This window comes from Nocardia brasiliensis (assembly GCF_011801125.1).
GTDB classification, from domain to species: domain Bacteria; phylum Actinomycetota; class Actinomycetes; order Mycobacteriales; family Mycobacteriaceae; genus Nocardia; species Nocardia brasiliensis_C.
Map to the genome: position 1 here is coordinate 4,657,277 of NZ_CP046171.1, position 12,842 is coordinate 4,670,118.

At 70.7% G+C, this 12,842-nt stretch carries 11 protein-coding genes; 1 reads left to right on the plus strand and 10 read right to left on the minus strand.

The genetic code is table 11. The features are described from left to right. Positions 1-67: 67 nt before the first annotated feature. From F5X71_RS20995 to F5X71_RS21010, 4 genes are read right to left on the minus strand one after another with little or no spacing between them, the layout of a single operon-like run. Positions 68-676, minus strand: coding sequence for an FHA domain-containing protein (locus F5X71_RS20995; RefSeq protein ID WP_167463585.1), 609 nt, complete (start codon positions 674-676; stop codon positions 68-70). Continuing rightward, positions 677-1,963: a VWA domain-containing protein gene (locus F5X71_RS21000; protein WP_167463586.1), complete on the minus strand. Its 1,287-nt coding sequence runs from the start codon at positions 1,961-1,963 to the stop codon at positions 677-679. Continuing rightward, positions 1,960-3,045: a PP2C family protein-serine/threonine phosphatase gene (locus tag F5X71_RS21005; protein WP_167463587.1), complete on the minus strand. Its 1,086-nt coding sequence runs from the start codon at positions 3,043-3,045 to the stop codon at positions 1,960-1,962. Before F5X71_RS21005 ends, F5X71_RS21000 begins: the two co-directional genes overlap by 4 nt. Beyond that, complete coding sequence (locus tag F5X71_RS21010; protein WP_428981382.1) at positions 3,042-5,072, minus strand: tetratricopeptide repeat protein; 2,031 nt, start codon at positions 5,070-5,072, stop codon at positions 3,042-3,044. Before F5X71_RS21010 ends, F5X71_RS21005 begins: the two co-directional genes overlap by 4 nt. Between F5X71_RS21010 and F5X71_RS37080 the strand changes: the two genes are divergently transcribed. After that, complete coding sequence (locus tag F5X71_RS37080) at positions 5,071-5,367, plus strand: hypothetical protein (RefSeq protein WP_238816096.1); 297 nt, start codon at positions 5,071-5,073, stop codon at positions 5,365-5,367. The two genes, F5X71_RS21010 and F5X71_RS37080, sit on opposite strands and share 2 nt — an antisense overlap. A 49-nt stretch (positions 5,368-5,416) precedes the next feature. Here F5X71_RS37080 and F5X71_RS21015 read toward each other — a convergent pair whose 3' ends face one another. The 6 genes from F5X71_RS21015 to F5X71_RS21040 form a co-directional block, all read right to left on the minus strand. Further along, entirely contained in the window at positions 5,417-6,601 is a 1,185-nt protein-coding gene (locus tag F5X71_RS21015) for a hypothetical protein (protein ID WP_167463589.1), read from the minus strand. After that, entirely contained in the window at positions 6,598-7,572 is a 975-nt protein-coding gene (locus tag F5X71_RS21020; RefSeq protein WP_167463590.1) for a glutamate ABC transporter substrate-binding protein, read from the minus strand. The genes F5X71_RS21015 and F5X71_RS21020 overlap by 4 nt, the downstream gene beginning before the upstream one ends. Continuing rightward, positions 7,569-8,828, minus strand: a complete 1,260-nt coding sequence (locus F5X71_RS21025) for a hypothetical protein (protein ID WP_238815372.1) — start codon at positions 8,826-8,828, stop codon at positions 7,569-7,571. The genes F5X71_RS21020 and F5X71_RS21025 overlap by 4 nt, the downstream gene beginning before the upstream one ends. A 398-nt stretch (positions 8,829-9,226) precedes the next feature. Next, positions 9,227-10,270, minus strand: coding sequence for an AraC family transcriptional regulator (locus F5X71_RS21030; RefSeq protein ID WP_167463592.1), 1,044 nt, complete (start codon positions 10,268-10,270; stop codon positions 9,227-9,229). 147 nt (positions 10,271-10,417) lie between these two features. Beyond that, entirely contained in the window at positions 10,418-11,977 is a 1,560-nt protein-coding gene (locus tag F5X71_RS21035; protein WP_167463593.1) for an alpha/beta hydrolase, read from the minus strand. A gap of 82 nt (positions 11,978-12,059) precedes the next feature. After that, positions 12,060-12,707: a pentapeptide repeat-containing protein gene (locus F5X71_RS21040; RefSeq protein WP_167463594.1), complete on the minus strand. Its 648-nt coding sequence runs from the start codon at positions 12,705-12,707 to the stop codon at positions 12,060-12,062. Positions 12,708-12,842 lie beyond the last annotated feature (135 nt).

Consider the following 12,842-nt stretch of genomic DNA (forward strand, 5'->3'; position numbering starts at 1 on the left):
CGCAAAAGAGCACCGCCGTCCCCTAATTCGACACTACTGTCCCAGACGCGAAGATCCCGACGGGTTTTCAGGCCGGTTCGGCACTGAACACGATCGTGGTCCACCCCCCGAGGTGGATCCGGTCTCCGCTGCGCAGCCGCACCGGCACCCGGGCCGGGATGAGCTCGTCACTGCCGTTGACGCTGGTGCCGTTGGTGGAGCCGAGGTCGGTGACGGTGAGCCCGTCGGTATCGAGGTGCAGGGTGGCGTGCGCCCGCGAGACGCCGACATCGGCGGGCGCGATGCCGAGATCGATGCCGGGGCTGAGTCCCTGTGAGACACTGCGCTTGCCGATCAGGATGTCGTTGCCGTACAGCACGATTCGACGTTCCGGATAGAACGCCGGAAACCCGACCTGGTCGGCGTCGGGCCCCTTGCGGGCGAGCACCCGATCGTAGAACTCCCGATCGGCGGTGACGGTGGCGACCCAGACGACCGCGGCCACGGTTTCGGCGGCCGGTCGCGGCGCGGGCAACGCCGAGTCGTGTCCGCACTGCTCACAGAAGCGCCCGCGCGACGGCGCGCCACACGCCGGGCACAGCGCGTCCGGCTCGGCTCCCGCACCGATCGGCGCACCACAGCTGTCGCAGTAGTCGGTCGCGCTCGATTCGTGCCCGTCCGGGCAGATGACGGTCATCTACCCCTCCTTCCGCACCCTCGCCGTCTTGGTCGATCGAGCGTCGAGAGCCATCTCCGCCGCGGCCGCGACGCCGGCGCGCAACCGCACCGTCCCGTTCTGCTCGTCCACCTCGACCACGCCGCGCAGCAGCTTCGCCGTGCCCTCGTTCCCTGATTCCGCGGCGAGTTCGACCGCCCTGCGCAGCTTCGCCGTCGCGGTCTCGGTGTCGCCGCTCTTGCGCGCCGCCAAACCCTCCTGCACGGCCTGGGCCAGCTCGGCCTGACCGGTGTAATGCGCTACGCGCCTGCTGATCCGGGCCGACAGTTCGGTGTCGGTCGTCCAGACCGCCTTCACCAGCCCCTGGCCGAGCACCGCGTCGTTGCTGACGACGCTCACCCGCGCGGCGAGCTTCTCCCGCCCCGGCGCTCCCGGTTCCACCTCGACCTGCACGTGGTAGTCGCGATCCTCGGCGCCCCAGGCCCCGAGCGGATACTCGCCCACTTGCGCGCCGGTGTCGACCCGGCGGGCGGTGAGATCCTCGATGGCAGGGGCCACCTGCTTGACGAACCGGACCCGCGCCCCGGCAGGCGTCCACACCCGCAGCGTCAGTTCCGGAATCGCCTTCGCCATCGAGCCACGCATCATGGCGGTGAAGTCGGCGGCCAGCTCGGCCGGGTCGGCCACGATGTCGACGGTGCCGTGCAGCGCCGAGGCGATCGCCCGCAATTCGTCCACCCGCCAGTCGGTGCCGACGCCGCGACAGTCACAGGTGAACACGCCCTGGGACTGCTCGATCTCCGCGGCGAGCGCGGCGGGCTGCTCGTGCTCGTTCTTGCCGTCGGTGAGCAGGATGGCGTGCACCATGGCGCCGGGATGCTTCTTGGCCAGCTGCCTGGTCAGACCGAGCCAGGTGCCCATCGCGGTGCCGCCGCCCGCCTTCAGCTTGTCGAGTTTGCGCCGCGCGGCGGCCCGGGATTCCCGGTTGGCGGCCAGCGACGGTACCTCGGTGGGGAAGGCCAGCCGGGCGATATGCGTGCCATCGACGATGGCGAACCTGGTCCCGTCGGGCATCGCGTCCAGCGCGGCCGTAGTGGCCTGGCGGGCGCCAGCGAATTTGTGCCCGGTCGCCATCGACCCCGAGCAGTCGATGATGAGCACCTCGAGCCGCTCTTGCGGTGGTGCCGCGACCACCAGATCGGCCGCAGTCTCCACCGTGACCACGGCGTCGACCGTGCCGACCCCGTCGGCGAGGTATTCGTTCTGATCTACGGCGACCGAAATGCCGTTTTCTGCCGCGGAATTCACTGCGTTGCTCCTGACTCGCCGGACCACGGGACGGGGACGAGGGCGACGGTGATGTTGTCGCCGCCGCCGCAGCGCAGCGCGAACTCGACGAGTTCGCGCGCGGCGCGCGCCGGGGGATGTTTGGTGGCGACCTCGGCGAGCGCGGTCGCGTCCGACAGGTAGTTCCACAGGCCGTCGCTGCACAGCAGCAGCACACCGGGGCCGGTGGTACGTAGCGTGCGAACGCAGTTGTCGGACCACGGTTTCACGGGTCCGTCCGCGCCGAGCCAGCGGATGAGGGTGTGCGCGCGCGGATCGTTCATCGCCGCCCGCTCGTCCATCGCGCCCGCGTCGACCAGGGCCTGCGCCCACGAGTCGTCCACCGTCAGCCGCTGCGAGGGCGGGTTGGCCGCATCGTCGGGCGCGTCCCCGTGCAGCCAATAGGCCCGGCTGTCACCGACATTGGCGACGGTCAGCTCGACACCGTCCGCTTCGGCCCGCACCACCGCCGACACATACGTGCACGAGGGCGCGTGCCCCTCGGTGATCGCGATCGCGCGCACGGCGGCGGCCGCCGCCTCGAGCCCGGCCATCACCGCCTCGCCGGCCGAACGTCCGGCCAGCAGGGCCGCCCGGCACGCGGCGACGCCCGTTCCGGCCGCGGTCCCCGACGCCACCTGTGGGTCTTCGGAGGTCGATACCCCATCGGCCACCGCGATCACGACGGTGTTGTCGTCGACCACCGCGGCGGCCACCGCGTCCTCGTTGCGCGCGTGCGCGATACCCCGATCGGTGATCACCGCGACGGCGTCGAGGTCGGCGGCGAATCGGTCCGGCGCCCCGCGCAATTGCCCGCAGCCGGTGCAGTATCCGTCGGGGTCGTAGCGGGTACCGCCGCAGCCGTCGCAGGCGCCAGGCGGGCCTGGCTCGTTGTTCGGCAGCAGCACCTGCTTGCCGCCCAACGCGTGACCGCAATTCTCGCAGAAGCGATCCCCCGCGTGTACCGTGCACGCGCAGCCGGGACACCGTGATTCGGCCGCGACCGGCGGCGCGGCGGAGACCACCGCGGCCGGCAGCGTGGCCTCCGGATCGGCGTCGGTCATAACGTCGTCCTCGGGCGGATGGTGTTCGCCTGCTCTACCAATGCGAATCGCTCCCACATGTCGTCGGTTTCATGGGCAAGGTCCCGGTAGCAGCGCTCCAATCCGGCCCGGACACCGTCTTGTTCGAACGGCACTCCGAGCAGCGGTGTGTGCGCGGCGGGCACGCCTCCGGCCCGCAGCCAGTCGAACGCGGCGCTCAGCACGCGCAACCGGATCTCGGCGGAGCGGCGCTTGGAGTCCAGCCGCAGCCGACTGACCCGCTCCCCCGCGTTGCGCAGGATCGCCTCGGTGAGTTCGGCGGGCGCGAGGTCGTGCAGCACCGTGCGCACGGCCGCGATCCCGGCCTCGGCGAACAGCACCGAGCCCGCGTCGACCTGATCCAGCGCCGCCACCGCGCCGTCCCGATCCCCCGCGCCGGTGCGCAGCCGCGCCAGCCCGAACACCGCGCTGAGGTAGCCCCGGTCCGTCCGCCAGACCGTCTCGTAATACCGTGCGGCCCTGCGCCTGTGCTGTGCGGCGGCGAAGTCGGTGCCCGCCGCCGCGGACAGCTCCGCGACCGCGGCCAGCGCGAGCTTGGGCGCGGCCTCACCGGGCAGCCCGGCGTACACGGCATCGAACTCGGTCGCCGCCTCGGACAGCTCGCCCGCGAGCAAACGGGATTGGCCGCGATACCAGCTCAGCCGCCAGTCGCCCCACAGGGTCGCGGACGCCGCGGTGAGCCGCCGGTCGGCCTCGGCGCTGTCGCCGATCTCGAGCGCGGCCCGGATCAATCGCAGCGGGATCTCGGTCGACTCCCCGTGCCCGGTGACCACCGCACGCAGCCCCGCCTCGAACGCGTGCTCCAGTTCGGCCGGGGTGGTGCCGCTGGTCGTCGCCAGCAGCGCGGCCGCGCTGTCCGTCGGATCGACGAGCGGAACGGGCAGAGCGGCAATAATTTTGGGCGCGTCCACCGCCGCGTCGACACCGAAGACACCGCGCGGTGGCCCGAAGTAGGTCGACATGCCTGGCCGGGGCACCCCGTCGTCGATGGCGAGTACCTCGCGCAGCACGCCGGTCAGTTGGTCGGCCATCTCCTCCATCGAGGCGAACCGGGCCGCAGGCGCGTCGTCGGTGGCCCGCAGCAGGAACCGGTGCAGCGAATCGTAGGTGGCGAGCAGCGGTTCACTATCCGGGCCCGGCAAGGCGCCGAAATGACCGTTGTGCTGCGGCACGTGCATCAGCAGCACGGCGAGGGTGCGACCGACGGTGTACACGTCGGTGGCGACGGTCGGCCCGGTCTTGGCGATCTCGGGCGCGCGGTAGCCGGTGGTGCCGTAGATCGGACTGTCCTCGTCGTCCATCGCGATCACCGCGCCGAGATCGATGAGCTTGAGTTGCTCGTCGGTCTGCATCACGTTGTCCGGCTTGAAATCACAGTAGGCCAGGCCGAGGGAATGCAGATAGCCGAGCGCGGGCAGCATCTCCAGGATGTAGGCGATCGCCTGTGCCACGGGCAGGTAGCCGCCCGTGCTCTCGCGGCGACCGCGCAGGATCTGTTTCAGCGAGGTGCCGCCGACGTACTCCATCACGATGTAGCCGACCGGAACCCCGTCCGCGCCGGCGTGTTCGACGAAGTTGTGGATCTTGACGATGCTGGGATGCTCGACCTCGGCGAGGAAGCGCTTCTCCGCGACCGCGGCCAGCATGGCATCGGCATCGCCCGCGTTGAGCAGACCCTTCAACACCACCCAGCGGTCGCTGACGTTGCGATCGGTCGCGAGGTAGATCCAGCCGAGACCGCCGTGCGCCAGGCACCCGGCCACCTCGTACTGACCGGCGACCAGATCACCCTTGCCCAGTTTGGGGGTGAACGAGAAACGGGTGCCACAGTTCGGGCAGAACCCTTCGGTCCGGCCGGGTCTGCCGTCGCGGCCCCGGCCGACCGGCTTCTCGCATTTGCCGCAGAACCGTTTGTTCTCCGCCACTTCGGGATCGCGCAGGATCGCGGTGGCCGGATCGATCCGCGGCGCCCGCGGCACGTCGACCATGCCCGCGCCCAGCCTGCCGCGCCTGCTGGATCTGGACGAGGACCGGCCGGTGCGCACCGAGCGTGAACTGCCGCGGGCACTCGGGGTGGAGGCGATCGCGGCCGTCGGCGGCGCGGGCGCGGTGCCGCACACCTCGCAGTACCCGTCGATCACCGTTCCGGCGCAACCGGATTCGGCGCAGTGCTCGGGCGTCGCCGGCGCGGTGGTCGCCTCGGCGATCGATACCTCGTGCGATGTCGCGGTCGAGCGGATCGTGGTGGCTTCGGCCGGGGCGGTCCCACACACGGTGCAGTAGCCGTCCTCGATCGTGCCCGTGCACCCGGGTTCGGCACAGCCCTGGGTATTCATGATCGCCTCCCCGATCTCGCCGCGACGAGTTGCTGATAGCCGGCGACCGCGCGGGTGGCCGCCGCCAGATCGCAGGGCTTGCCGGACAACAGCGCCGCCGCGCTCGCGTGCGCGGCGAGCAGCTCCCGGTCCTCGCTGACGCCGAGTCGCGCCGCCTTGGCGTGATAGGCCGCGAGCCTGCCGCGCAATTCGGCCCGCCGGTCAAGCAGCCCTTGGGCCAGGCTCAGCGCCTCGGTCGCCGCCGAGATCGCGCTGTCGATCCGACCGCGCAATGCCAGCAGTGCCGCTGCCGCACCGGTTTCGACCGCGATGGCGTCGAGTTCGGCACGCAGCCGGGCGAATTCGTCGGCCGGTCGGGGCAGCGGGCCCGACCGGATGGTGCGCTCGACCTCCGCCTTGGCCAGCGCGGCACGGTCGGTGAGCGACGCGAGCTCGGTCAATCGGGCGCGCAGGTGTGCCACAGCGGCAGGACGATCCGCGGCCAGCGCGGCGAGTTCGGCGAGGACCGCGGCCTCGCGCCGCACCGCGGCGCCGAGTTCGGCGAGCCGGGCGTCGATCTCGGCGCTCGTCAGCGCGAGTGGATCGGTGGCCGAGCGGCTGAGCAGTTCGGCGATGTCCGCACCGATCGCGCGCAACCGCGGCGTCGCCGCCGCACCGGCCCGGTCCAGCGTCTCCTGTAGCGGGGCAAGGCCCGCCAGCACGCGGGTGTTCACCCTGTCCACCGCGTCGAGGAACTCGGCGATCGTCGGGAACGTCGCCCGCATGCGCTCCAGCGTATCGGCGAGGCCGACGAACAGCACGTGTTCGCTCGGGCCGGTCAGCGAGCGCTCGGCCAGCGGAATCGGGGTACGCGACGCCTCGTACGGCCGCCCGCGCAGCAATTCGGTGAGCTCGGCGCGCTGCGCGTGGTCCAGTTTGGCGCGGGTGCCGCGCACGGTGCGCGCGGAGTCCAGGATCGCGCGCATCCGCCCCAGGTCCTCCCACATCAGGGCCAGCGCGTCCCGCACCGGCAGCCAGCGGGCCGCGGTCACGCCGGACGGCGGATACCGGCGGACCAGGGTGAGCCCGGGATGCTTGTCCAGCTCCAGCATGGTATTCGTGATCGCGTCGAGTTCGGTTGTCCGACGGGTCAATTCGAGGTCGATCTCGATCAGGGCGAGCGGCTGCACGGTCCGGCTCATCCCACGTACCTGGCGACCGGCTGACCGGGCGGCGGGCCGAGCACGGCAAGGCGGTCGGCGTAGATCCGCTGCCAGGTGCCGTCGGTGCGCATCCGTTCCAGGACCCCGTTGACGAACCGGACCAGCTCGTCGCTGCCCTTGGCCACGCCGACCGCGTACGCGTCGGTGCCGAGGGCCGCGCCGACCACATGGAGGTTGCGGTCCTGCTCGGCCAGGCCGAACAGGATCGGATCGTCACCGCTGATCGCGTCCACGTGTCCCTGTTGCAGCGCGACCAGGCAATCGGTCCAGTTGGTGACGCCGAGGACGACGGGGCGCTGGGGCAGAGCGAACAACGGTGCCGCCGCGGTGGTCCCGTTCGCGACACAGACGCGTTTGTCCGCCAGGTCGGCCCCAGAGCCGATGCCGGACTCGCGCGGCGCCAGGATGCGCTGGGCCGAGCGGTAGTAAACGGCGGAGAAGTCCACCTCCTTGCGCCGCTCGCACGTCGCGGAGAAGGTGCGCACGATCAGGTCGACTTTCTTGTCCCGCAGGGCGGAGATGCGCTCTGCGGCAGTCACCGAGCGCAGCTCGATTTTGTCCGGGTCGCCCAGGATGTCCTTGGCGATCTCGCGCGCGATATCGATGTCGAAGCCCCGCAACTGCCCGGTGCCCGGATCGCGGAAGCCGAACAGGTAGGTGTTCTGGTCGACGCCGACCCGCAGCCTGCCGTTCGCGGCGATCGCCGCCATCGGCGAACCTGGCGGCATCGCACCGGGTCCCGGCTGTTGCGCGGGCGGCCGCAAAGTCGCCTCGGAGTCACAGCCGCTCTCGCCGGCGGGCTGCGGCGACGCCGCGATCTCGGTGGCGCCCGCGGGGAGCGGGTTCACCGCGTCCATGGTGCTCGGTGCGGGCAGGTCACCGGAACCACACCCGGCCACCAGAACCGTTGCGCCTGCCAGTAATCCGGCCAGGATCAGCCGTGTTTTCACAGGAACTCCTTCAACCGTGGCCACAGGCCGGCCACCACCGCGGCGGCGGCGAACACCAGCAGAGTCAGCGTGCCGTACGGGCTCAGGGTCAATGCCGCACCCGCGGTGGACAGGTCGTCGCGCAGGGCGCGGCGTTCCTGCGCGAGGTTGTCGTTCATCGCGCGATCCAGCGCGGCGAACCTGGTGGCCGAGGACTGCGCCGCGGTGCCGATCGCCTGGTCGACCGCCGCACGATAGTCGGCGGCCGCATAGGCGGCCACCTGGGCGCGGTGACCCGAGACCCAGTTCGCGAGTTCCTGTGCCGCAACGGAATCGGGGGCGACGACGGTCGCGAGGCGCTCGCGCACTTCGAGCGAGTGCCTGGTGTACTGCGCCTCACCGGCCGCGATATCGCCGCGGGTGATCAGCTGCAGCGTCTCGTCGGTGCGCGCCTGCTGTGCCGCGATCCGCGCTTTAGCAAGGGTTTCGAAGCGGCTGCTGGCGCCGGCGGCGCTGGTGTCCAACACCTTCGACGCTACGGCGGGCGCGGCGAGCAACCACAGCAGCGCCAGCACGCTCGCGCAGGCCGCCAGCACGACGCCGAGGTTGGCCCGGCGGTTGGTGCGCCGCAACAGCATCCAGGACGCCACCGCACAGGTGAGCAGCACCAGCAGCACCGCGACGATGCTGAGCAGCGGCCTGGCGCCGATGGCCCGCTCGTCCGCGCGCACCGCCGCGAATCGGGCGGTGGTGAGCTGTTCGGCATTGGGCAGCAGCGAATTCTGCATCAGGGCCGAGGCCTCGCTCAGGTACGACGAACCGACCGGGAAGCCCTGCCGGTTGTTCGACCGCGCGGCCTCGACCAGCCCGGTATAGGCGGGCAGGTCGGCCACGATCCTGGCGACGATCCGGCGGGTTTGCTCGTCGGATGCCCCGACCGTGGTGTCGGCCAGCGCGGCCGCGGCGTCGGCGAGCGACTGCTGATACTGCTGACGCACCGCGGGCGCCTCGATGCCGCCGGACAGGAACGCGCTCGCCGCGGTCGCGTCCGCCGCCGAGAGCGCCACATACAGCCGCTGGGCGGCAAAGGCGAGCGGCTCGGTGCGCTCCAGCGCGCCGAGCTGCCGCGCGGACTTGCCGCTCATCTGATTCATCGCGGTGAACCCGGCGAGCAGGCACAGCACGACCGACGCCACGATGACGCCGACGATCACCCCCGGCGTCGTGCCGGCGAAGCGTCGCAACCACAGGGTTCCGTTGCGGATGCGAGGTCCCACACCGTCCTCCTTCATCTCCCCGGCCGGTGCCTTCGATCGCGATAGTACGGGAGCAGGATTCGGTGCGCCGACCGATTGCCCCGTCCGGCGCGAACGGCGCTGACCAGGCAACTCGGGGCTTGTTCGGCAACGATCATGCTGCTCGTCCCACGCGGCGGCCGCCGCGGCGGTCCGCTCGCGGGGCGAATTGCCTTGGGCGCGATGCTGATTCGAGCACGATAGGCGCCGTGACGCGCCTGACGATGCTGGTGAGCGACCCGAGCCGGTAGCCGGAACACCCGGTCGTAGTCGGCGCGGCCTGATGGCCTGCGGGAACGGAGCCGATCAGCGCGACGCCGAGCGGCTGCCCGATCCGGCGCGAGGCAGGCGGCGACCACCGGACGCGGCGACAGCTCCGGTCAGTGCGCGCCCGCCGCCACCGCGAGCTCACGCGGTAGCGATCGTCCCTCGTGCAGCCGGAACTCCTGCGGCGGGCAGCCCTTCCAGCGCCGGAACGCCCGGATGAACGAGGCGGCTTCGGCGTAGCCGAGGCGCGCCGCGACCTGCTCGGTGCTCATGTCGGTGTAGGCGAGCAGCTGCTCGGACAACATCTGACGCACCTCGTCGAGCAGTGCCCGAAACGAGGTGCCCTCCTCGTGCAACCGGCGCGAGAGCGTGCGCGGGCTCATGAACAATTCGTTCGCGACGGCGATCTGATCGGGCAGCTCGCCCGGATTGCGGACGAGCAGATCACGGACACCACCCGCGACGCCGGCCCGAGGCTGCCTGCGGCGCAGCAGGTCACGACAGAGCTGCGCGCACTCGGCGCGGGCGCGCTCGTGATTTCGCGGCATCGGCGCGCCCAGGGCGCGGCTGTGAAATGTCACGATGTCGGCGCGCGCGCCGAAAAGCGGTGTCACACCGCAGCTCTCCCGGTATCGACGGATATCCGGCGGCGCCGCGTGCCGGAATTCGAGCCGGACCTGCGCAATTTCCCCGTCGAACAGCTGCCCGCACACGGTGGCCGCACCGGTGAGAATACGTTCGGCGAGAAAGGCGCGTATGTGCGGCGGGTTCTCTGAATCATCGAAGCGTAACCGGATCTCACCGCCGCTTTCCTCGGCGGCGAGCCTGCCCGAGACGAATACGCGGTCGAGATAACGGGTCACCACGTCGAATCCGTCACGCAGGGTGCGACTGCTGAGCAGCGCCAGACCCCATGGCCCGGCCAGCGGCAGGCCGGTCCTGCTGCCCGCCGCCACGCCGAGCGCCGCCTCGGTACCGAAGCGGGCCAGCAGATTACGGATCACCACCAATTCCTGGTGCGCCGTGCACTCGGCGGCGCCACGCGGGAGCATGGTGCCCGCCAGCGCGTCGGCCGCGGCCGTTCCGCGCTCCTCGGCGAGCGCGAGCAGCACGCGCACACCGGCGGTGGTCGTCCGGCGCAGATCCCGATCGAACATTCGCTCGCATTCCTCATCGAATTCGCCATGCCAGCTGGCTTGGCGAAATGTATCAATGCGCGCGCTCGCTTATGGGCCGAATTGCCGAAGTTCCGCACCGAGCCCCGGTACACCACCCACCCTCGTTGGGAAGGAACACAATTGGTACTACCGTTCCGGCTCGGCCGGACAAACCGTGCGGCGTGCCGCTTCCGGGTCGTCGAAGTAACCCACCACGAGGTCGTCGATGCATTTGTTGACCTCGCCGAAGACGAAGGTGTGCCCGTCGCCCTCGCGGGTCAGCAGCGGGCTGTCCAGGTACTCGGCCATCCGTTCGGCGTTGCCGAGCGGCGTGGTCGGATCGTGCTCGGTGCCGATGAACAGCACGGGCGCCGAGCCCGCCGCGCGGCGCGGCTGAAAGCCCCGTGCGGTGCCCGGTGTCGGCCACAGATCGCAGGCTTCGAGCGGGAATTCGGCCGGGCGCGGCTTGTAGTCGTCGTAGGTGGCCGCGTCGTAAAGTGCCGCTTCGTCGGCCTGCTTGGCCGCGCGGTCCTCGGTCGGGACGGCGACATCGGCGCACGTGATCACGGTCAGCGCATTGCCTTTGGTTTCCGTCGACGAGGGGCTGCGGTGCGGCGGCTCGGTGGTCTCGTCGTTGGCGAGCCTGCGCATCGCGGTGCCGTCACCGCGCCGCAGCGCCGTCAGCGCGTCCAGGAACGGCACCCAGCCGGTAGGCCACAGAAAGCTCGCACCCACCGCCTGCAGGATGTCGTTCGGCTCCACCGGAGCGGCCTCGTCCGCGGGGACCGGCTGCTGCTCGGCGGAACGAAGAATGTCCCGAAAGACGTTCTCGGCCTCGCTCGGATCGGTCCCGAGCGGACACCCGGCATGCAGCCGCTCGGCACAGAATGCCGCGACCCGGTCGAAGGTGTCCTGGTAACCCTTGTTCTGGCCGATGCGCATCCGCGTGTAGTCCTCGGTGACATCGACGACACCGTCCAGCGCCGCGGCCCGGTACCCCTGCGGATAGCGGTCGACGTACATGGCGGCGACCTGCGTACCATAGGACGCCGCAAGGATATTCAGCTGCCGCTCCCCCAAGACCCCACGCAGGATGTCCAAGTCGTCGGTGGCCTCGTCGGAACCGATGTGCCGCAAGACATTCGCACCGGTACCGGTGACGCACGACTCGACGAACCGGCGGCGCGCGTCCTCGGTGGCGGTCACCGAGTCCTGTTCCTCCACGAGGTCCTCGCCGTTCGGATCACACACGATGGCGGGCAGTGAACGGCCGACACCACGCGGGTCGTAGGCGACGATGTCATATTGCTCGCGGATCCGCGCGGGGAACGGCATGTCCAGCATGCCGAGTCCGGGTTCGCCGGGGCCGCCGCTGATCAGCACGAGCGTGCCGCGCTTGGTCGCTGTGGCGGGCAGCCGCGCCACCGCGAGCGACACCGTGTCGGCCGATTCCGGGGTCACCGCGCCGGAGACGCGATAGTCGAGCGGCGCCAGCACCCGGGCGCAGACGCGCTCGTCCACGATGTCGGAGAACCAGGTTCCGGTCTCGCCGCCCGCACACGGGCCCCAGGCCACCCGCTGGCCGTAGAACGCCGCGCGGGAGCTCCCCGCGCTCGCCGCCGACTCGTCCTTCGCGCATCCCCCTATCAGCACCGCCGCGGCCCCGAACGGCACGACCCCCAAGGCCAGAACCCGCAGTGCCCGCATTGATCGTCTCCTCGCTGCCGCTGGCCTCAAGATCGAAAATGCCGAAGGCAACACGCTAGCAAACCGACAGCACCGGACCCGGTCAAGAATCGCGGACGATGATGCCGAGGTGCTGGGCCAGGGCGGGGGCCAGTTCCATCAGTTGCCCGTTGTCGATGGTCGCGCCACGCAGGGCATCGAGGCCCTCGGTGATGTCGAGTGCGCGGGCGCCGCGCAGATCGACCTTGGTCAGGGTGGCGCGGCGCAGGACCGTGCTGTGCAGGGTCGAGCCGGGAAAGGTCACGGTGTGCAGCGCGGCGTCGCCGAAATCGCAGTCCCGCAGCACGCATTCGACGAAGGAGACCTCACGCAGCTGCGCGGTGCGGAAGTTGACCGCGTCGAACTTGCAGCCCTCGAACCGGACGCGGCGCAGCCGCGCGCCCGCGAAGTCGACGCCCGAGAGCGCGCCCGCGATCAGTTCTCCGTCCAGCCAGCTGGTGTCGGCCAGCTCGGTGCCCACCCACCGCACGTTACGCAGCCACACATCGGCAAACCTGGTGTGACGCATGCTGCCCCGGTGGAACGCCACCGAGGTGAACGCCGACTCCCCGAAGCGCGCGTGCCGCACGTCGGCGTCCTCTAGCTCGAGCCCGTCGACGTGCACACAGTCGTAGTCACCCTCCGGTTCGAGCTCACCCGCCAACGCCGTCAGATACCGCGCGTACGACAGCTCCCCGAGTTCCCGAGCCATGCACCTGCCTCCGATCCGCCCGACGTCCACCTGCCAGCGCCCGAGTATTCCCGTTCGCACCGACAAGGGGACCACCCGCCGTGCCACCGAACAGGAACTACCACGACGCACACCGCGGCCGATCCGTCCCGGCCT